General features: G+C 31.1%; 19 protein-coding genes. 10 read left to right on the top strand and 9 right to left on the bottom strand.

Going from position 1 to position 20,491, the window contains the following annotated elements; genetic code table 11:
• The first annotated feature begins 192 nt into the window (after nucleotides 1-192).
• The 5 genes from MHM83_RS06075 to MHM83_RS06055 are packed head-to-tail and all read left to right on the top strand — an operon-like array spanning nucleotide 193 to nucleotide 5,758.
• Nucleotides 193-720 carry a methyltransferase gene (locus MHM83_RS06075; protein WP_047789658.1) on the top strand — a complete coding sequence of 176 codons (528 nt, stop codon included), beginning with the start codon at nucleotides 193-195 and terminating at the stop codon, nucleotides 718-720.
• Nucleotides 717-1,892, top strand: a complete 1,176-nt coding sequence (locus MHM83_RS06070; RefSeq protein ID WP_167714037.1) for a glycosyltransferase family 4 protein — start codon at nucleotides 717-719, stop codon at nucleotides 1,890-1,892. The genes MHM83_RS06075 and MHM83_RS06070 overlap by 4 nt, the downstream gene beginning before the upstream one ends.
• The gene (locus tag MHM83_RS06065; protein WP_239178822.1) at nucleotides 1,889-3,169 is read left to right on the top strand and encodes a glycosyltransferase; all 1,281 of its coding nucleotides are present in this window, start codon (nucleotides 1,889-1,891) and stop codon (nucleotides 3,167-3,169) included. The genes MHM83_RS06070 and MHM83_RS06065 overlap by 4 nt, the downstream gene beginning before the upstream one ends.
• Nucleotides 3,166-4,251: a non-hydrolyzing UDP-N-acetylglucosamine 2-epimerase gene (gene wecB, locus MHM83_RS06060; protein WP_159616820.1), complete on the top strand. Its 1,086-nt coding sequence runs from the start codon at nucleotides 3,166-3,168 to the stop codon at nucleotides 4,249-4,251. The genes MHM83_RS06065 and wecB overlap by 4 nt, the downstream gene beginning before the upstream one ends.
• Nucleotide 4,252: 1 nt before the next feature.
• Nucleotides 4,253-5,758, top strand: a complete 1,506-nt coding sequence (locus MHM83_RS06055; protein WP_159490714.1) for a lipopolysaccharide biosynthesis protein — start codon at nucleotides 4,253-4,255, stop codon at nucleotides 5,756-5,758.
• A gap of 162 nt (nucleotides 5,759-5,920) precedes the next feature.
• On the opposite strand, the gene MHM83_RS06050 is transcribed toward MHM83_RS06055, so the two are convergent.
• The 8 genes from MHM83_RS06050 to MHM83_RS06015 all read right to left on the bottom strand — a co-directional run bounded on the left by MHM83_RS06050 (nucleotide 5,921) and on the right by MHM83_RS06015 (nucleotide 13,419).
• Nucleotides 5,921-6,541, bottom strand: a complete 621-nt coding sequence (locus MHM83_RS06050; RefSeq protein ID WP_047789663.1) for a WbqC family protein — start codon at nucleotides 6,539-6,541, stop codon at nucleotides 5,921-5,923.
• Nucleotides 6,541-8,124 (bottom strand): signal peptidase I, encoded by a 1,584-nt coding sequence (gene lepB, locus MHM83_RS06045; RefSeq protein WP_239178820.1) that lies wholly within the window; start codon nucleotides 8,122-8,124, stop codon nucleotides 6,541-6,543. The genes MHM83_RS06050 and lepB overlap by 1 nt, the downstream gene beginning before the upstream one ends.
• A 78-nt stretch (nucleotides 8,125-8,202) precedes the next feature.
• Nucleotides 8,203-8,904, bottom strand: a complete 702-nt coding sequence (gene dapB / locus MHM83_RS06040) for a 4-hydroxy-tetrahydrodipicolinate reductase (RefSeq protein WP_239178818.1) — start codon at nucleotides 8,902-8,904, stop codon at nucleotides 8,203-8,205.
• Nucleotide 8,905: 1 nt separating this feature from the next.
• Nucleotides 8,906-9,484: a DUF5683 domain-containing protein gene (locus tag MHM83_RS06035; RefSeq protein WP_159616812.1), complete on the bottom strand. Its 579-nt coding sequence runs from the start codon at nucleotides 9,482-9,484 to the stop codon at nucleotides 8,906-8,908.
• A complete protein-coding gene (locus tag MHM83_RS06030) occupies nucleotides 9,485-10,372 on the bottom strand; it encodes a ParB/RepB/Spo0J family partition protein (RefSeq protein WP_047789667.1) in 888 nt (295 codons plus the stop codon).
• A gap of 9 nt (nucleotides 10,373-10,381) precedes the next feature.
• The gene (locus MHM83_RS06025) at nucleotides 10,382-11,146 is read right to left on the bottom strand and encodes a ParA family protein (RefSeq protein WP_047789668.1); all 765 of its coding nucleotides are present in this window, start codon (nucleotides 11,144-11,146) and stop codon (nucleotides 10,382-10,384) included.
• 136 nt (nucleotides 11,147-11,282) lie between these two features.
• A complete protein-coding gene (gene dnaN, locus MHM83_RS06020; protein WP_047789669.1) occupies nucleotides 11,283-12,401 on the bottom strand; it encodes a DNA polymerase III subunit beta in 1,119 nt (372 codons plus the stop codon).
• An 85-nt stretch (nucleotides 12,402-12,486) separates the two neighbouring features.
• Nucleotides 12,487-13,419: a lipid A deacylase LpxR family protein gene (locus MHM83_RS06015; RefSeq protein WP_239178816.1), complete on the bottom strand. Its 933-nt coding sequence runs from the start codon at nucleotides 13,417-13,419 to the stop codon at nucleotides 12,487-12,489.
• Between the two features lie 80 nt (nucleotides 13,420-13,499).
• Here MHM83_RS06015 and ppk2 (MHM83_RS06010) point away from each other — a divergent pair, with 80 nt between their 5' ends.
• Complete coding sequence (gene ppk2, locus MHM83_RS06010) at nucleotides 13,500-14,357, top strand: polyphosphate kinase 2 (protein ID WP_047789745.1); 858 nt, start codon at nucleotides 13,500-13,502, stop codon at nucleotides 14,355-14,357.
• A gap of 2 nt (nucleotides 14,358-14,359) precedes the next feature.
• Nucleotides 14,360-15,139 (top strand): polyphosphate kinase 2, encoded by a 780-nt coding sequence (gene ppk2 / locus MHM83_RS06005; RefSeq protein WP_239178814.1) that lies wholly within the window; start codon nucleotides 14,360-14,362, stop codon nucleotides 15,137-15,139.
• Here ppk2 (MHM83_RS06005) and MHM83_RS06000 read toward each other — a convergent pair whose 3' ends face one another.
• Complete coding sequence (locus MHM83_RS06000; protein ID WP_073183187.1) at nucleotides 15,140-15,775, bottom strand: hypothetical protein; 636 nt, start codon at nucleotides 15,773-15,775, stop codon at nucleotides 15,140-15,142.
• Between the two features lie 83 nt (nucleotides 15,776-15,858).
• Here MHM83_RS06000 and MHM83_RS05995 point away from each other — a divergent pair, with 83 nt between their 5' ends.
• From MHM83_RS05995 to MHM83_RS05985, 3 genes are all read left to right on the top strand, one after another.
• Nucleotides 15,859-16,404 carry a Smr/MutS family protein gene (locus tag MHM83_RS05995; protein WP_159616806.1) on the top strand — a complete coding sequence of 182 codons (546 nt, stop codon included), beginning with the start codon at nucleotides 15,859-15,861 and terminating at the stop codon, nucleotides 16,402-16,404.
• A gap of 46 nt (nucleotides 16,405-16,450) precedes the next feature.
• Nucleotides 16,451-17,584 (top strand): cysteine desulfurase family protein, encoded by a 1,134-nt coding sequence (locus MHM83_RS05990; protein WP_239178812.1) that lies wholly within the window; start codon nucleotides 16,451-16,453, stop codon nucleotides 17,582-17,584.
• A 380-nt stretch (nucleotides 17,585-17,964) separates the two neighbouring features.
• Nucleotides 17,965-20,491: choice-of-anchor L domain-containing protein (locus MHM83_RS05985; protein WP_239178810.1), on the top strand; the 2,527-nt coding region annotated here is incomplete at its 3' end.

Here is a 20,491-nt window from a genome sequence, read left to right as displayed (position 1 = left end):
AACAATAATATGTTTGCATTAAACAAAACGTACTAGATAAGTACAAGTTGCTATGGAAAATTAATATTTTATAAAAGCGAAAGATTAATCTTTCGCTTTTATGTTTTTTGTATAATATTTAATTAAACTCAATTAAAAGGTTTATTACACGAAATGATAAAATAGTAATACATTTGTGTTAAAATAAATTTCATGTATTTTAAACTACCAAAGAAAAGATATAACCATACACTTCAGTTTTTACAAAAACATCTTACAGCTCCTGCTACAATACTAGATTTAGGAGTGCGTAACCCGTTTTCTGAAATTATGGAAGAAAATGGATATACAGTTTATAATACAAATGGGGAAGATTTAGATTTATTACCCCAAATTGTAAAAGATTATAATGTAGATGCAGTAACGGCTTTTGAGATTTTTGAACATTTATTAGCACCATTTAACGTGTTAAGAGAAATTGAAGCACAAAAAATAATAACCACTGTTCCTTTAAAGTTGTGGTTTGCAAGTGCGTACAGAAGCAAAACAGATATGTGGGATAGACATTATCATGAGTTTGAAGACTGGCAGTATGATTGGTTATTAGAAAAATCAGGTTGGAATATTGTTGATACTGAAAAATGGACAAGTCCAATAAATAAGTTGGGTATAAGACCTGTTTTAAGAAAATATACACCTAGGTATTATGCTGTATATGCTGAGAAAGAGAGAAAGGGATGAAGATAGGAATGGTTTTAGATAAGACGTTTCCTCCTGACCCTAGAGTACATAATGAAGCAATAGAATTAATAAAATCTGGACATGAGGTTTTTTTATTTTGTTTAACTTATGGTAATGAGCCAACATCAGAACTTGTAGGTAAAATAAAAGTAAAAAGATATGAGTCAAATAAGTTAGAGTATAAGTTATCTGCTTTGGCTTATACTATCCCATTATATTCTCTTTCACTAAAGAAAAAGATAATCCATTTTCTTAATAAATATGATATAGAGGCTATTCATATACATGATATGGTTGTAGCTGAAGCTGTAATGTTAGCCAATAAAAAGAAGCAGCTCCCGGTTGTATTAGATTTACATGAAAATAGGCCTGAGATAATGAGATTTTATCCTCATTTAAAAAAGTTTCCGCAAAATATTTTAATATCAACAAACAAATGGAAGCAAAAAGAAGAAGAACTTATTAAGAAAGCTAGTAAAGTAATAGTTGTTACTCAAGAAGCAAAAGAGGAAATATATAAGAGAACAAAAATAAAATCTGATAAAGTTATTGTTGTTCCTAATACAGTAAGAAAATCATTTTTTGAAAAGCAAGATAATTTTGAAGAAAGCTCAAAAAGAGATACTTTTAACTTACTATATATAGGAGATACAGGAGAGAGAAGGGGAGTAGCTACAGCAATTAAAAGTTTACCAGCATTAAAAAAGGAAATAGAGAATATTCGATTAGTAATTGTAGGAAGTCTAAACACTAAATTAAAAAAGTTATCTGAAGAATTAAAAGTTGAAGAACAAGTATGTTTTGAAGGGTGGCAAGAAGAAACTACATTTCCTAAGTATATAAAACAGAGTAGTGTTTGTTTGTCTCCTTTACATAGAAATTTACATCACGATACTACACATGCTAATAAATTATTCCAGTACATGAGTTTAAGGAAACCTTTGTTGGTAAGCGATGCAACAGCTCAAAAAAACATAGTAGAAAAAGTAAATGCCGGATTGATACATGAAGCAAAAAATGTAGAAGATTTTACTGATAAAGTACTGAGGTTATATAAAGATGAGCTGCTGAGAAAAGAATTAGGAAAAAACGGAGAAGCTTTTATTCGAAATGAATTTACATGGGATAAAACCTCAAAAGAATTAATAAACCTATACAATAGTTTAATTTGAAAGTATTAATAATTACATACTATTGGGTGCCGGCAGGAGGTTCAGGTATACAAAGATGGTTGAAGTTTGTAAAATATTTGCGAAATTTTAATATTGAACCAATAGTTTACACAGTTGAAGATGCTAAATATCCGATAGTTGATACAACATTAAAAAAAGATCTTCCTGAAAATTTAACGGTTTTAAGAAACTCAATTTGGGAACCTAATGACTTGTTATCTGTTTTCAAGAAAAAAGAAACGAAAACAAGTGCTGGTTTTTTAGATCCTAATCCAAGTTTAATAGGTCAGGTAATGCAATATGTTCGAGCTAATTATTTCATTCCTGATGCAAGAAGGTTTTGGGTAAAGCCTTCAGTTAATAAGCTAAAAAAATATTTAAAAGAAAATACTATTGATGCTATTATAACTACTGGACCACCACATAGCTTGCATTTAATCGGATTAAAGCTTAAAAAAGAATTAGGATTGAAGTGGGTAGCAGACTTCCGTGACCCTTGGACAGATATTGATTATTTTCATCAATTACCACTCACGCAAAAATCAAAAGCAACACATCATCAATTGGAGCAGGAAGTGTTAAGATATGCCAATGCGGTATTAGTTGTAGGTAAAACTATGAAAAAGAATTATGAAAAATTTTCTAATAATATTCATGTTATTACTAATGGTTTTGATGCAGAAGAAAGTAGAGAAACAAATGTAATACTAGATAAAAAGTTTTCAATTACGCATATAGGTTTGATGAATGATGATAGGAATCCTGAAGTTTTATGGAAAGCATTATCAGAGTTATGTAAAGAAGATAAAGAGTTTACAGAAGATTTAGAAATTAAACTAATAGGGAAAATAGCGAAAGGAGTTAAAAAATCTTTAGAAACACATCAATTTAAAAATATTACAAAAATTACTTATCTACCTCATAAAAAAGCACAACAACAACAACAAACATCACAAGTTTTATTGTTAGCAGTAAATAAAGTACCAAGTGCTAAAGGAATTATTACAGGTAAAATATTTGAATATTTACAAGCAAAACGTCCTATCTTAGCAGTAGGTCCAGAAGATGGTGATTTAGCAGAAATACTTGCTAAAACTAACTCAGGAACTATTGTTGGTTTTGATGATTTAGTAAAAATGAAAAAAGAAATTAAACTTCTTTATAATCAATATAAGAAAGGGATTTTAGAGGTTAATTCTAAAAACATAGAGCAATATCATCGGAAAAAGTTAACAGAGAAATTATCTATAGTATTAAAAAAAGTCGTTAATTCTTGAAAAAAATAATAACCATATTAGGAGCACGTCCACAGTTTGTAAAAGGAGCTGTATTAAGTAGAGTGATTCAAAAGCATAATGAAGTAGAAGAAATAATAGTGCATACAGGGCAACATTTTGATGCTAACATGAGCGCTGTTTTTTTTGAAGAAATGCAAATACCTAACCCCAAATATAATTTAAATATCAATGGTTTAAGTCATGGTGCTATGACGGGGCAAATGTTAGAGAAAATAGAAGAAATTTTAGTATTAGAAAAGCCAGATGCAGTTGTTGTATATGGAGATACAAATTCGACGTTAGCAGGAGCTTTAGCAGCTAAAAAACTACATATAAAAGTAGTACATATTGAAGCGGGCTTGCGTTCATTCAATATGCAAATGCCTGAAGAAATAAATCGTATTTTAACAGATAGAATAGGAAACCTACTAAGTTGTCCAACAGATACTGCTGTATCAAACCTGAGAAATGAAGGTTTTGATAGTTTTGATATTTTGATAGAAAAGCATGGTGATATCATGAAAGATGCTGTAGAGTTTTATAATCAAGTTTCCGAAGAGAAGTCAACTATTATTAAAGACTTAGGTTTAGAGAAAAAAGAGTTTGTGTTAGCAACAATTCATCGTCAAGAAAATACTGATGAAAAAGAGAGATTAGCTAATATTTTTGAAGCTCTTGAAAAAATTAATGTTTCTAAAAAAGTAGTATTGCCATTGCATCCAAGGACAAAAAAAATGTTAGAAAAGTACAAATTAAAGTCTAATATAACCTTTATTGAACCTGTAGGGTATTTTTCTATGTTAGAGTTATTAAAAAATTGTGCTCTTGTTATAACTGATAGTGGAGGTTTACAAAAAGAGGCTTTCTTTAATAAGAAGTTTTGTGTTATAGCAAGAGAAGAAACAGAATGGAAAGAGTTAGTAAGTAATGGTTATGGAGCTATAACAGGAGCTAATTCAGGAAAAATAATTAATTATTTTCAACAGTTTTTAGCTACATCAAAAGATTTTAAAGAGCCGTTATATGGAGATAATGTTGGAGAAAAAATATATCAATCAATATTAAAATTAATAAAAGAATAAATTGGGAATTGTATTTAAACAATCGTTCAGGAATACTCTAATAATCTATTTAGGATTTTTGATTGGAGGTGTTAATACTTTGGTGTTATATACACGATTTTTAGGAGATGAGTATTATGGATTAGCAACCTATGTTTTTTCGGCTTCAAACTTAATTATGCCTGTTACAGCCTTTGGAGTTCACTTTACAATTATCAAGTTTTTTTCTGGATATACTTCAAAAGTAGAAAAAGATAAATTTTTAAGCTCTATAATTTTTTTACCATTATTTATAGCGATTCCAATAGGATATTTTTGGAGTTTATTTCATAATTGGATTATGAGTTATGTGGTAGAAAATGGAAGTGGAGGCAACCTCATAATTGAAGATTATACTATTTATATTTATATTATCGCTGTAGCTTGTGCTTATTTTGAAGTGTTTTATTCTTGGGCAAGAGTACAAATGCAATCGGTTTTTGGGAATATTTTAAAGGAATTATACAATAGAGTAGCTGTGATGGTTTTACTTTTTGCTGTGTATTTTAACTTTATAACAAAAGAAGAGTTTTTAGTATATATGTCAATAGCTTACATATTAAGAGTACTCTTAATGATGGGGTATGCTTTTCGTCTATATACACCAAAATTTACCTTCAGTTTACCAAACAACTTTAAAGAAGTTTTACGATACACTTTTTATATCATTTTAGCAGGTAGTGCAGGAGCTATTATCTTAGATATAGACAAAGTAATGATACCAGGGAAAGAAGGTTTTGCTACAGCTGCATATTATACGGTAGCTGTGTTTATAGGATCATTTATAGAGGCACCAAGTAGGGCAATGGGGCAAATTTTACAGCCATTAACCTCTAAGGCTCTTAATGAAGATAACCCAAAAGAAACAGAAAGTTTATATAAGAAGAGTTCTATTAATTTATTGTTGATTGGCGGGCTGTTTTTTGTCTTAGTAAATTGTAATGTGGAGGAGTTATTCAGGTTGATGCCGAATAAAAATTATGGAAAAGAAGGAGTATTAGTAGTATTATTGATTTCGTCTGCAAAGTTATTTTTAATGTCATTAGGTAGTAATGGTGCTATTATAAGTAATTCTAAATTTTATCGTATTACGTTACCTGTAGGTTTAGGAATGGCCTTTTCTGTATATTTTTTAAATAGTTACTTTTTTAATGATTTAGAAATGGGAACAAAAGGGTTGGCACTAGCAACACTTATTACAGTTTTGGTGTTTAATACCTTTAAACTATGGTTTGTAAAAGAAAAGTTTAATATGACCCCTTTTACTAATAAAACATTTTTAATGATTCTTATTGTCTTAATTATGTTTTTAGGGTTTAACTTTTGGAATTTTTCAATACCTAAGTTTTATCTTTTTGACTTTCCAATTCACCCAATAGTAAACATTGTTTTAAAGAGTATATTAATTATAGTAATTTATGTCTTTGTCGTAGTAAAATTATCTATTTCTGAGCAGATTAACAATCTAGCCAAAAGGTATATAAAGTAAAAAGACCTGCACACAAAGGGAACAAGTCTTTTCTTAATAATAAGGGGGAAATGAAACATTAAAAAGGGGGAAATGCTTCGGTGGCAAATATATATAAAATAACTAAATAACCTCTTAGTTTATGTTAAAAAATAAAGAAATACTAAAATAGTATGAAGAAAGTTATTTTAGGCTTATATTAATTTTTTCTAAAAAACTAATAGTATTAGCACCTTCCATAAACAAAAGATCTAAAATAGATAAATTAGGTATAAATCCGTATTTATCATCAAACATTTGAATATAAGAATCCATTTTTATTTCAACTCCTTTTTTGGCAATAGCTAAAGGTCTGAAGTCTTTGCTTTCAGAGTTTAACTCGTAACTAGTTGTTTTGTTAAATCGTTGCTCAATTTGTAAAGCGTCAGTTACAAATAAATGAGTATCAATATTCAAGTCTTGTAAAAACGTGTACTTTTTATTGAAAATAGCTTGTAAATCATCTTCAAAAAATTCAAAAAATGGAGAAGAACGATAAGCTGATTGTAATGACTTAAAATGTTGTTGTTGCCAGGGGAAGTCATTTTCTACTAAGGTGTCTTTGGTCTTTTTTCTACCTTCTTTTGTTTTGTGTTTAACAGGAATATTAAGAGCTAATTTACCATTGGCTCCATAAATATAACAGCGATTACGATAGGTTTGCTTTTGATAATTATCTTCTATTTCAAAAGTAATAGCATCCGATTGATAGATTGCTGCATACTGTGAAATAGGAGCAAAATAAGTTGGAATAAAAAGTGACATTATGCTTTTTTCTTTTTACTTTTTCTAAAACTGTACACGATATAACCTCCAATCAACAATAAAACTAACCAAAGGTAAGAAACAGGTTTACCACTTCCTCCAACAGTTGTAAACATTCTGTCCCAACGAATAGAATTTAACTTAGCAATAAAACTAGGTGCATTAGCATCCCAACTTAACCAAATCATAACAGGTTTACCAACTACGTGGTCAAAAGGCACATACCCCCAATTTCTAGCGTCTAACGAACGTTGACGATTGTCTCCCATCATCCAGTAGTAATCTTGCTTAAAAGTATATTCTTTTGCTTTCTCACCATTGATATAAATATCGTCTCCAAAAATTGTTAAATTGTTATTCTCATATCTACGAATAATCTGCTCATAAAAAGGAATTGTTTTAGAATTTAATTTAACAGTAGCTCCTTTTTTAGGAATATATATTGGTCCAAAATTATCCGAAGACCAAGCATATCTTGGGTCATGAGGAAAAACTGATTTGTCATAAGCTCCTTTTGGAGTTAAGTGTTTTTTAATACTTTCTACAATAGGGTTTTTAGCTATTAAAGCAGCTTCTTCATCTGTTAAGTTTAAAGCATATTTACCATCAGGCATTACTTGTCCTTCTCTAATATTATATCTAGAAAGGGCTCCTTGGCTAAACTTTTCTCCGTTGGTATCAACTATAAAATGCCATTGTGGTTTCGCTCTATCTGGTAAAACAGTTTTCTTTCCATTAATAAAAACATAACCATCACGTACTTCTAAGCTATCTCCAGGAATTCCTACAGCACGTTTTACGTAGTTCGTACGCTTATCAATTGGTTTATAGGTAAAGTTACCAGAGTTATCTCCCCACATTGTGGCTAAAGAGTCTGAAGGCCAGCTAAAAACAACGATATCATTACGGTTAATTTTTTGAAAGCCAGGAACACGCATATAAGGTAAAGAAAGCTTGTTTAATAAACCTTCCTTGTTTTTATCATCAGATAAAAATGATTTTATACCCAATCCAGGAATAGTATCGTGTGCCATTGGTGCAGCAACGGTAGTCATTGGTACACGTGCACCGTAATGAAACTTACTTACAAATAAATAATCACCAACTAATAAGGTTTTCTCTAAAGATGAGGTAGGAATAGTGTATGGTTGCATAATATAAGTATGTACTAAAGTAGCAGCAATAATAGCAAAAGCAATAGAGCTAACCCATTCACCTAAAGGAGATCTTGGTTTTAAACTTCTGTTTTCAATATATTTTGTATCTGTAAAATAATTGATATAATAGATATATAATCCTAAAGTTAGAATAGCTAAAATAGTATCAGGTCTTTTGTTAAAACCAAAACTTCTACAAGTTTCAACCCAAATAATAGGGAACATTAATAGGTTAACTATAGGAATAAACAATAAAATCACCCACCATTTTGGACGATTTATTATTTGCATCAATACAATAGCATTATAAACAGGTATAGCAGCTTCCCAAGCTTTTTTACCTGCTTTAGTATATAGCTTCCAAGTACCTAAAAAATGAACAACTTGTATGAATAAAAAGAATAAAAACCATTCAGTAAATGTCATAATCTATATATTTTGTAGTTCCATTAAGGAATAAAATTCAATTTTATATGTGTGTTTTTTGAGTTGTTTGTTACGTTATTAACCTAAGTTTAACACATCTCGCATAGTAAAAACACCTGTTTTATTATTTAACCACTCAGCAGCAATTACAGCACCTAAAGCAAAACCTTGACGATTATGAGCTGTGTGTTTAATATCAATAGTATCTATTTCAGAATTGTAAGTCACGGTGTGAGTACCTGGAACATCCGGAGTTCTGATAGCTTTAATAGGAATATTTTCTTCTGATGTTTTTTCGTCTAATTCCCAAGCTTTTTGGTTAGTGTTTTCAATAACACCTTCTGCCAATGTAATTGCAGTACCGCTTGGAGCATCTAACTTTTTAGTATGATGAATTTCTTCAATAGAAACATTGTATTGTTCTAAAGTACTCATCATTTTAGCAAGCTGTTTGTTTAGTTCAAAGAATACATTAACCCCTAAACTAAAGTTAGAAGCATAAATAAATGCACCTTTCTTGTCATTACATAAATCAACAATATCGTTGTATTTATCTAACCAACCAGTAGTTCCAGAAATAACAGGTATATTATTGTTAATACAATTGCTGATATTGTCGTATGCTGAAGAAGGAATACTAAAGTCTATTGCTACATCAGCTTTTGTAATATCATACACTTCTTTTCCAGAAGTTTTTATAACAATTTCATGCCCTCTTTGTAAAGCAATTTTTTCAATTTCTTTACCCATTCTACCATAACCAAGTAAGGCTATTTTCATCTTAAAAAGAATATTTTAGTGTTAAACCAACTTTAGGAGCTTCGATAAATAAAGGATCTGGAGTGATTACTGGTTTTACAGATAAGCTATCATCTGTGTCAAATTGTAATAAGTGTGCATTAACACTGGCTTCAACAATTTGTAAAACATATAAAAGCACACCAGTTAATAATGATAAATCTCTATTTTTTCGTAAAGTTTTCTGTGCACTTTCTAAACCAGCAGTAGAAATAAGAACAGTTCCGTCCTCTCTAGTAAATTCGTCTTTTAACCCTTGTTTACGAAGTTTAAAAGCTGTTCGGTATCGATCATACTGATCGCTATTATCAATGTAAAAATAAGCACTAGCGCCTATTGCTGCCCATACTATTGGGGCTTTCCAATACTTTCCATTATAAATTTGTCCACCTCCAGGAAAAATAGCTGAGTAAAAGGCAGCTTTTGAAGGTGACAAAGGATTGTATTTGTCGCTTGTTAACTGAAGTTGTTTTGCTCTAACGGCAATAGAATCTTTTTGAGCAAAAGTATTTTGAAACAAAAAAAGACTAAAAAAAGCGAATATGATAGTACGTACGTTCAATTACTTTAGTAAGTTTTTAATACGGTTAAAATCTTCTTCTGAATGAAAAGGAATAGAGATTTTACCTTTTCCACGATTGTTCACCGTAACATCAATTTTATGTCCAAAATAATCGCTAATATCCTTAACGCTTTCAGAAATGTAATTAGGTAAAGCTTTCTTTTTGGCTGTTTTAGCAACCTTACCAGCTTTTAAGTTTTTTACAAGTTCTTCAGTTTGACGTACTGATAGTTTATCACGAACAATTTTCTCATAAATGTTTAATTGATCAGAGTTACTATCAACATTAATCAATGCACGACCGTGTCCCATTGAAATAAAACCATCACGCATTCCTGTTTGAATGATAGGATCTAGCTTAAGTAAACGTAAATAGTTAGTAACTGTAGAACGTTTTTTACCAACACGAGTACTTAGTTCTTCTTGAGTAAGTTGAATTTCATCAATTAAACGTTGATAAGAAAGAGCAACTTCAATTGGATCTAAGTTTTTACGTTGGATATTTTCTACCAACGCCATTTCTAACATTTCTTGATCGTTCGCTAAACGAATATAAGCAGGAACGGTTTTGTTACCAATAAGTTTAGAAGCTCTAAAACGACGCTCCCCAGAAACTAATTGAAACTTATCGCTTGATAGTTTACGTACAGTAATAGGCTGAATAACTCCTAATTCTTTAATAGAACTAGCTAATTCGCGCAACGCTTCTTCATCAAAATAAGTCCTAGGTTGGTAAGGGTTTACATCTATTGAGTTGATATCAATTTCAATAATATTTCCAACTAACTTATCTGCATTTTTATCTTCTGCCGAATTTACTTCTGCAGTTTCCTTTAATAATGCTGATAAACCTCTACCTAAAGCTTGTTTTTTTGTTGCTTTTGCCATTTACAATAATTATGCGTTTTTAGTTAAAATTTCGTTCGCCAAATTTAAGTAATTTACGGCACCTTTACTCGTTGCATCGTATGAAATTATACTTTCTCCATAACTTGGTGCTTCACTTAAACGGATATTTCTGTGTACTATTGTTTCAAAAACCATAGAACTGAAGTGTTTGCGTACTTCATCTACCACTTGGTTTGACAAGCGTAAACGAGAATCGAACATAGTTAATAACAAGCCTTCTATTTCTAGCTCTTGATTGTGTATTTTTTGAACACTCTTAATTGTGTTTAATAATTTTCCTAAACCTTCTAAAGCAAAATATTCACATTGAATAGGGATAACAACAGAGTCGGCAGCTACTAGAGAATTTAAAGTTATTAACCCTAAAGATGGGGCGCAATCAATTAAAATAAAATCGTAATCATCTTTAATATCTTCTAACGCTTTTTTTAACATGTACTCGCGTTGTTGCTTGTCTACCAATTCAATTTCAATAGCAACTAAATCAATATGAGCAGGGATTAAGTCAACGTTTGGAGAGTCAGTTTTTAAAACAGTGTCTTTCGCAGAGATCGTGTGTTCTAAAACCTGATACGTTCCAATTTCTATACTTTCAACGTCTAAACCTAAACCAGAAGTAGCATTTGCCTGGGGGTCAGCATCAATTAACAACACTTTTTTTTCTAAAACACCTAAAGCCGCAGCTAAGTTTACAGATGTAGTAGTTTTACCTACGCCACCTTTTTGATTTGCAATTGCAATAATTCTACCCATTATAATTTATAAAGTTTGAAAGAGGTAAATTTACAATTATTTCTCATTTTTGAAAGAGAAAGATATTAAATAAAATTACAAAAGCCACAGAGTTTTGATTCTGTGGCTTTTGTAATTTTTATATGTGGAAAATTTATTACCCGTTTAACATTACTGGCATAACAAGCATAGTTACTAACTCGCCTTCTTCAGTACCGTCAATTGGAGTTAAAATTCCAGCTCTATTTGGTAAGCTCATTTCAATTAAAACGTCGTTAGAGTTTAAGTTGTTTAACATTTCGCTAAGAAAACGAGAGTTAAACCCAATCTGCATATCGTCACCTTGATAATCACAGTTTAATCGTTCGTCGGCTTTATTAGAATAGTCTAAATCTTCTGCAGAAATATTTAATTCAGTACCCGCCATTTTCAAACGAATTTGATGTGTTGTCTTACTAGAGAAAATAGATACACGACGTACAGAATTTAAGAAAGAAGCTCTGTCAACAGTTAATTTGTTTGGATTTTCTTTTGGTATAACAGCTTCGTAGTTAGGGTATTTTCCATCAATTAATCGACAGATTAATACTACATTATCAAAAGTAAATTTGGCATTAGTATCATTATATTCAATAGTCACATTGTTTTCTGATCCCCCTAAAATTCCCTTTAATAAGTTTAAAGGTTTTTTAGGCATGATAAATTCGGCTGATTTATCAGCAGTAATATCGGTACGTGTATATTTAACTAATTTATGAGCATCAGTGGCTACAAAAGTTAATTCTTTTGAATTGAACTGAAAAAATACACCACTCATTACAGGACGTAAATCATCATTACCAGCCGCAAAAATAGTTTTAGAAATAGCTGTAGCTAAAATATGAGAAGGAATTTCAGTGCTGCTAGGAGAAGGTAATTCTACAGCTTTAGGGAATTCATCTCCACTAAAGTATGCCATGTCATATTTTCCTTGTTCCGAAATAATCTCAATAGTGTTATCTCCTTCAATCTTAAATGTAAGAGGTTGTTCAGGAAATGTTTTTAAAGTATCTAATAATAAACGAGCATTTATAGCAATCGCTCCAGTATCAGTACTTTCAACTTCAATAACTGATGACATGGTTGTCTCAAGGTCGGAAGCTGATATTTTTAATTCGTTTTCAGATAGTTCAAATAAAAAGTTATCTAAAATTGGTAACGTGTTATTGCTATTTATAACCCCACCTAAAACTTGTAGTTGTTTTAATAATTGTGAGCTAGATACGATAAATTTCATTTAGTAATTTTTCTATTTATTAGACTTACAAATATATCTTAATTTGATGATTTTAAAAATTATTTTTTCAAAGAGTGCAATACTCTTAATTAAATTGATAATTTAATTGTATTGTACCATAAAAATTTCCTTTAGGAACACGCGAACTTTTAAGTTTTTTTGTATGGTAGTTTATGGCATAACCAAAATTAAAACGATTACTTGTAAAACGAATTCCAAACTCCGTTGTAAATTTAAAAGGTTCTACATTAAACGTTACAGGACTTTTGTCGGTTAAAAAGCTACCTTCAATAGTTGCGTCATAAGCAACGTAATGGAGCATTGGTTTTAGGTATAAAAAAACTTCCGCCTTATTTTCGAAATTAGTATTTTGGTTATTTAGATTTCCATGAAAAGCAATAGAGTTAACAATACTTTCTAGAGGTTTAAAGCCAATACGAGTAAATAAACCAGTTGATAAATCAGTATAAACAGTACCTAACCTAGCAGAGTTTGTCCAGTTAAGGTCAAAAACATTGTCTTTAGTTATTTTTTTAATATAATCGACCTTTAGATTAAGAGCAAAAGCATCTTTTATTTGATAATCCCATCCAGTAGCTTCTTTAAAACCATACATTTTATGTATAATTCCTTGAAGTTCTTCACCAAAAGAATAAGATCCAATAGTTCCTATTTGTAAAGCTGTTTTGAGAATAGATTTATTAGCGTAAAATCGGTTAACCCCAAAACTACCGAATAAGTAGCTAGCAAAAGGACGATCATGTTCTTCAATAGTTTCAACAACAGCCTTATAAGGAGTGTACATATGGTGACCTAATTGGATTTCATATATTTTTTTATCAATATTTTCAGCTTGCTTTTTACTTAAGAAGCGGTATGTTAAAAAGGTTCCGTTTGTATAATATCGATCTTGATAGGTGGAAACATATAAGTCATTATCATTTAAAAAACTTAATTCTTTGTCATATTTACGTTGTGAGAATAGATAGAGAGTAAATAAGATAAATAAAAGTGACATGTTTTTTTTCATAGGTGTAAATATCGTATTATTTTAGCACAACCTTGGTTAAATTATTAACAAGAATAATTAATAAACATATGAAAGAAAAGCAAGTATTAACAATTGAAGATTTTGAAAGTGTTTCTACAAATGAAGAGTTGCTAGCAATTATAAAAAAAAAGGAAATTTCAATAACCAAGGTTCAGGTAAAGTTAAATTACGAAGAGGAACTGAAAAAACTACAGATAGAGTTAGTGAAACTTCAGCAATGGATTGCGCAAAATAAGAAGCGAGTGGCAGTTATCTTTGAAGGAAGAGATGCAGCAGGGAAAGGTGGGAGTATAAGACGTTTTATGGAGCATATGAATCCGCGTTCTACTCGTTTAGTAGCTTTGAATAAACCTACAGATGTAGAAAAGGGACAATGGTATTTTCAGCGTTATATTAAAGAATTACCAAATCCTGGGGAAATAGTTTTTTTTGATCGTAGTTGGTACAATAGAGCTGTAGTTGAGCCTGTAATGGGGTTTTGTACGGACGAGCAGTATAAGAATTTTTTGGTTCAAGTGCCTGAATTTGAACATATGTTATATGAAGATGGAGTTGTTGTGATAAAATTTTGGTTATCAATTTCAAAAGAAGAACAGTTACGTCGATTTAATTCTAGGAATAATAATCCTTTAAAGCGTTGGAAGTTCAGTCCTGTAGATAAAAGAGGACAAGAGTTATGGGATAAGTATAGTCATTATAAAAATGAAATGTTTAGTAAAACGCACACAGCTTATAGTCCTTGGATAGTAGTAAAGACAAATAACAAAAAAGAAGCTAGAGTTGAGTGTATGCGTCATGTATTGTCTCAATTTGATTATAAAGGAAAAGAAGAGGCGCAAACTATTTTAACACCAGATCCAAATATAGTAATGCGTTATTATCGTTCAGTAAAACATTTAGATTAATTATGGGGAAGTTAACTCAAAGAGATGTAAATAAATTAAATACAACAAGAGGTTTAAAGGCTTTACTGTCTAAATCTTTTAATATAGAAAGAGCAATTCGATATGTAGATTACGAACGAAAGTTAAAAAAATTACAAGTAGAGTTAATTCGTTTACAAGCTTGGACAATAAAAAAAAATGAACGAATAATTGTAATTTTTGAAGGAAGAGATGCTGCTGGAAAAGGAGGGGCAATACGTAGAATTACAGAACGTATCAATCCTCGTCATATGCGAATAGTAGCGCTTCCTAAACCAAATGAAGATGAAAAAACACAATGGTATTTTCAAAGGTATGTAGAACAGTTTCCAAAAGCAGGTGAAATAGTTTTTTTTGATCGCAGTTGGTATAATAGAGCAGTAGTAGAACCAGTTAATGGTTTTTGTACACAAGAAGAGTATGAGATTTTTATGAATCAAGTAAATGATTTTGAACGTATGATTTTAGAGTCAGGTATTCGTTTGGTAAAAATCTACATGTCTATTAATAAAAAAGAACAAGCTAAACGATTCAACGATATAAAAAACAACCCATTAAAACAATGGAAAATGACGCCTGTAGATGAAAAAGCGCAAGAACTTTGGGATAATTATACAGAGTATAAAAAGGCAATGTTCTCAAAAACAAATACAGAAATATCTCCATGGAAAGTTATTCGAGCAAATAGGAAAACTATAGCAAGAATAAGTGTGATTAATTACATTTTAAAAAGTATACCTTATGACAAGAGTATAGAAGTGTAGCTAAGATAATTTTTGATAAATTTCTTCGAAAATAAAAAATAACTCACCAGCAATTTGTTTACTAACTTTTAAGTATGTTTCTTCGGTTAAGTCTGTATTGTCAGATGTTTGAGGGTCGTTATAAGGTAAATGAAAACGTTCAATAGCATCAGGTATATATGGACAGTTTTGGTCGGCATTATCACAAGTAGTTATAGCTACAAAAGGATAACTGTTTTGGGGGTGATCATATAACTTAGAAAAACCTAAAATTGATTTTTTAGTTCCTTTAAAAGAAACTAAGTACCTTGGATTCTGGTGAGAAAAATCAACAACGTTAAAGATAAAGCCAGTTTTTTGTAAACATTTCACTGTGTTTCTATGAAAAGAAGTGGTTTCTGTTCCGCCAGAATAGGTGAACATGTTCTTTAAGTTAAAATATTCAATAGCAAAAAAGCTCCACACTTGTGCAAACTGACTTCTACGAGAATTATGAGTACAAATAAAATTTAAATTTATTTTTTCTCTGTCAAGATATTCTTCGTAAATAGTGTCTATTATTTCAACCAATAAATCTTTTCGGTCTTCGGTAAGGGTTAACTCTTTTCTAGCTTCCTCAAAGAAAATTTTTGTATTGATATTCTTAGTGTTTATCATTTATTTGCAGTTATTTTGCATAATTAAATCATTTGCAAAAATACAAGCTAATACCCTTTTGGCTAATTAAATAAAGGTTAAGGATGTGTTTAGAAATAGGAAATAAAGTAGCAGTAATTGATGCTGATATTAAAGGAGTTGTAACAAAAATTAAAAATGAAGAAATTTTTGTTAAAGATGAGGGAGGAATGGAGTATTGTTTTCTTAGGAAAGAGCTAGTAAAAGTTGAGGTAGATCAAAGTGAGTTAAGTAAATATTCGGATATTAACAATCCAATGCTTAAAGCCAAGACTCAAAATAAAGAAAAGAAGAAAAAAACATCTTTTATAAAAGATAAGAGAGAAGTGGTAATGGAAGTAGATTTACATGCTGAAAAGCTGTTAAAATCTACAAGAGGAATGGATAATTTTGATATTTTATCAATACAAATTAATACAGCAAAACATAAGTTAGAGTATTGTATATCTAAAAGAATATCAAAACTAGTTTTAATACATGGAGTAGGAGATGGGATTTTAAAAACTGAGTTACAGTATTTATTAAATAATTACCCAGTTAAATATTACGACGCTTCTTATCAAAGATATGGGCAAGGAGCAACAGAGGTATATATTTTTCAGAATCAATAATTTTTTGAAAACATAACTATCGTTAAGAAAAACTTATTTTTGCTCTATGAAATCTGTTTATTTAGACAATGCCGCAACAACACCTATGTTGCCCGAAGTTATTGAGGTTATTCAACAATCAATGCAAACCAATTTTGGAAATCCGTCATCCATACATCAGCATGGTAGAAAAGCTAAAGCAGCTGTTGAAACAGCTAGAAAGAGTATAGCGAAACATTTTAATGTGTCTTCAAGTGAAATCATTTTTACAGCAGGAGGGACCGAAGCTGATAACTTAATTTTGTTTAATGCAGTCTTAAACTTAGGAGTAGAGAGAATTATTACTTCCAAGATAGAACACCATGCAGTTTTAAACACTGTACAGTTTTTAGAAGAAAAACATAATCTAGTAGTAGATTATGTTAAGGTAAATGAAGAAGGAGCTGTTTCAATGGAGAGTTTGGGGAATTTACTAAATAAATCAAAAAAAAAAACTTTGGTGAGTTTAATGTATGTGAATAATGAAATAGGTAATTTACTATCAATAGAAGAGGTTGTAGCATTATGTAAAGAGCATGAGGCGTATTTTCATTCAGATACCGTACAAGCTATTGGGCATTATGATATAGACTTACAAAAAACACAAATAGATTTTATCACTGCAAGTGCACATAAGTTCCATGGACCTAAAGGGGTTGGTTTTGCTTATTTTAAAAAAGGGATTGGAATATTACCAATGTTACATGGTGGTGAACAAGAAAAAGGAGCAAGATCTAGTACAGAAAACGTACATTCAATAGTTGGAATGGAAAAAGCGTTGACTATTGCTTTTGAAAATTTACAAAAAGACAAAAAATATATTTTTGGATTAAAGGAATATTTTACAAAAAAATTAAAAGAAGTTATTCCAAATATTAGAGTTAATGGAGAGTCAATAGAAAAGACTAGTTATACAATTGTAAATATACAATTTCCTTTAGAGGATAAAATGCTGTTATTTAATTTAGATTTATCTGGGATAGCTGTTTCTGGAGGTAGTGCATGTCAAAGTGGAAGTAGTAAAGGATCTCATGTGTTACGAGAACTCTTAAGTGAAAAAGAAGAAAGGAATGCTTCTGTAAGATTTTCATTTAGTAAATTAAATACAATTGAAGAGATTGATTATAGTTTAAATCAGTTAAAAATGATATTAAACAAATAAAAAAGTTGTTTTTATTTGTTTTAAAGCTTTTTTTTTATTTATTTGTGCTTAGCATTTAATAAGGAATAAAACTCTTTAAGAGGTGTGTTTAAGAGGTTTATTATTATAAATTTTAGTTATTTTAAGCGCTTTAGATATATTTTTTTATTATAATGTGACTTAAATTGTTAATTTTACGTCTAATGTTTTAGTGAAAGTAAAAAAAGTTTACTTTTGCACATTCAAAATTTTAGAGGCCCCCCACGAGAAATAAGTTGTGTAAGAGCAACTTAATGTTTTGTGTGGGGCTTTTTTGTATCCCACTGTATTGTTTATTAAGAATAAAAGTCTTGAAGAATTTCAAGGAATAAAATTGTATATATAAAATAAAATATATTAATATGGGGGAGAGTTACATTTCAAATAACTTTATAACAAGAAAAGATATTAAATTCTTTTTAACCTTAATTTTTCTAAGTGTAATAGTGCACGTAAAGGCTCAAGTAGCAGTTACGCCTAATCCTACAGCTTTAGAAATAGCAACAGAGTTACAGTCTGCAGGAGTAGTAATAACAAACCCTGTTATCACTAGAGGTGCAACAAATCAAATAGCTCTTTTTACAAATGGAGATGGAGGAGCTAACTTAGAACTTGATAGAGGTATAGCTTTTACAACATCTAATGTTAATCAGATTTTTGTTACAAATAATGAAACAGGGTTGTCTGTAAATGCTTCTGGAACAGATCATATAGATGCTGATTTAACAGCTATAGATTCTCAAGCAACCAGAGATGTAGTTGTTTTTGAATTTGATTTTAGAGCATTGCCAAATTATACAGGAGTTCTTTTAGAGTATCAATTTGGTTCAGAAGAATACCCAGATTATGTAGGGTCTCCTTTTAATGATGTTTTTGGTTTTTTCGTGACAGACCCATTTGGATTAGATCCAACAATACCAAATATGGCACCAGGTGCAAACTTAGCACAGGTACCCGGTACTACAAACCCAGTAGCAATTAATAACATAAATGCAGGTTTTAGAGGGAATTCAGGAGGTGGAGCAAACTATCCTGGTATTACTCCTGATTTGTCGCAAGGTGCATTATATATTAATAATGGACATGTTTTAGATAATGATGCTGACCCAAATAATGCTGGTCCTTTAAACAACAATCCTGGAGCCACTCCTATTGGTGTAGAGTTTAATGGTATTACTAGAAAACTAACAGCAAATATAAATTTGACACCAGGTATAACATACCATATGAAAATAGCTATTGCAGATGTGACCGATTCAAGTTTTGACTCAGGAGTATTTATTACAAGAGTTGGAGGTGTACCTATTATAGTTGCAGAAGATGATTTTGGAGAAATAGTAAGTACAAATGGGGGAGTAGCTGTAGCAAATGTGTTAACAAATGATACCGTAGCAGGTATAACTAATCCATCAGCATCAGGAGTAGAACTATCAGAAGTTAGTTCTGAAAACCCAGGAATAACATTAAACACAAATACAGGAGAAGTTTCTGTAGCACCTGGTGTGCCAGCTGGTGTATATGAATTAGTATATAGTTTATGTCAACCTTCAACAAATTGTGATACAGCTATAGTAACAATAACAGTTTTAGCAGATAGTGATGGAGATAATGTTGCAGATAGAGATGATTTGGATGATGATAATGATGGTATTTTAGATACGGAGGAAAATAATTGTACAGGAACTATTAGTTATGAGTTTTATAATTCCTATCCATTATCAAATACAGTAGACGATATACCAACTACAGGGGCTTTAGCAACAGGAACAAGTACTAATTTTAATGTAGATCAACTGTGGGCGCTACATACCCCAGGGGATCATGAAACATTTAGTGTTAGATACAAAGGGTTGTTAAGAATAGATACAGATGGGGCTTATACGTTCTATACAACATCTGATGATGGGTCTAAACTGTTTATAAATGGTATAGAAGTCGTTGACAACGACGGACCACATGCAAGTCAAACACGAAGTGGTCAAATAACTCTTAAATCAGGAGTCCATGAACTCGAAGTGTTATTTTATGAAAGAACAGGAGCAGAAAATTTATCTGTAGAATATGAAGGCCCATCCATATCAAGAAGAAACTTACCATTCTCTAGATTAAGCTGTCTGTTAGATTCCGACAATGATGGAATTCCGAATCATTTAGACTTAGATAGTGATAATGATGGGTGCTTTGACGCAATAGAAGCAAGCGAAAATGTTACTTCTGGTCAGTTAGACGGAAATGGAAGAATAGATATAGCAGCTCAAGGAAGCATAGATAGCAATGGGGTTCCTAATCTTGTAAACGCTTCTGGAGCAGCAGATATTGGAAGTGATCAAGGACAAGAAACCACAGGTAATGAGATTGTTGCTACTCAAATACAAATGGACACACAACCAAGTGATAGCACTATATGTTTAGGGAGCAATGTTACTTTTACAGCCGCAGCAAGCTCTTTAAGTACAACTACTTATACAGGAACCGCCCCAGGAACAAATCCTGATTACAGTGGTAGCACAAGTACTACAACAGGGTTAGTATATCAATGGCAAGAACAAATTGCTGGTGCTGGAGCTTGGAATAATATTTCTAATGGAGGAATATATAGCAATGCAACTACCCCTGCATTAACCTTAACCAATCCACCAATAACAGTTTCCACTAATAAATACAGGTTAATAGTAACAAGCACACTTAATACCTGTCAGTCTTTAACTTCTGACGAAGTATCTCTTACAATTATCCCTACTTCGGTGGGAGGAAGCATTGCAGGAAGTACCAATGTGTGTACCGGAACCAATTCAACAACATTGACCCTAAGTGGACAGACAGGAAATATCATCCGTTGGGAAAGTTCTACCGATAACTTTACCACTGATACCGATATCGCCAATACCA

This window comes from Tenacibaculum sp. Mcav3-52, assembly GCF_022347665.1.
Classification (GTDB): domain Bacteria; phylum Bacteroidota; class Bacteroidia; order Flavobacteriales; family Flavobacteriaceae; genus Polaribacter; species Polaribacter mesophilus.
Note: the sequence above shows the minus strand (reverse complement) of the source record. Positions and strands in the feature narration are given on the sequence as shown.

Excerpts from the sequence above, each read along its gene's own strand:
- MHM83_RS05990 (WP_239178812.1), top strand. The coding sequence starts at position 16,451 with ATGAAATCTGTTTATTTAGACAATGCCGCAACAACACCTATGTTGCCC.
- MHM83_RS06075 (WP_047789658.1), top strand. The coding sequence starts at position 193 with ATGTATTTTAAACTACCAAAGAAAAGATATAACCATACACTTCAGTTT.
- MHM83_RS06015 (WP_239178816.1), bottom strand. The coding sequence starts at position 13,419 with ATGTCACTTTTATTTATCTTATTTACTCTCTATCTATTCTCACAACGT.
- MHM83_RS06050 (WP_047789663.1), bottom strand. The coding sequence starts at position 6,541 with ATGTCACTTTTTATTCCAACTTATTTTGCTCCTATTTCACAGTATGCA.
- MHM83_RS06030 (WP_047789667.1), bottom strand. The coding sequence starts at position 10,372 with ATGGCAAAAGCAACAAAAAAACAAGCTTTAGGTAGAGGTTTATCAGCA.
- MHM83_RS06070 (WP_167714037.1), top strand. The coding sequence starts at position 717 with ATGAAGATAGGAATGGTTTTAGATAAGACGTTTCCTCCTGACCCTAGA.
- ppk2 (WP_047789745.1), top strand. The coding sequence starts at position 13,500 with ATGAAAGAAAAGCAAGTATTAACAATTGAAGATTTTGAAAGTGTTTCT.
- MHM83_RS05995 (WP_159616806.1), top strand. The coding sequence starts at position 15,859 with ATGTGTTTAGAAATAGGAAATAAAGTAGCAGTAATTGATGCTGATATT.
- dnaN (WP_047789669.1), bottom strand. The coding sequence starts at position 12,401 with ATGAAATTTATCGTATCTAGCTCACAATTATTAAAACAACTACAAGTT.
- lepB (WP_239178820.1), bottom strand. The coding sequence starts at position 8,124 with ATGACATTTACTGAATGGTTTTTATTCTTTTTATTCATACAAGTTGTT.
- MHM83_RS06000 (WP_073183187.1), bottom strand. The coding sequence starts at position 15,775 with ATGATAAACACTAAGAATATCAATACAAAAATTTTCTTTGAGGAAGCT.
- dapB (WP_239178818.1), bottom strand. The coding sequence starts at position 8,904 with ATGAAAATAGCCTTACTTGGTTATGGTAGAATGGGTAAAGAAATTGAA.
- MHM83_RS06025 (WP_047789668.1), bottom strand. The coding sequence starts at position 11,146 with ATGGGTAGAATTATTGCAATTGCAAATCAAAAAGGTGGCGTAGGTAAA.
- ppk2 (WP_239178814.1), top strand. The coding sequence starts at position 14,360 with ATGGGGAAGTTAACTCAAAGAGATGTAAATAAATTAAATACAACAAGA.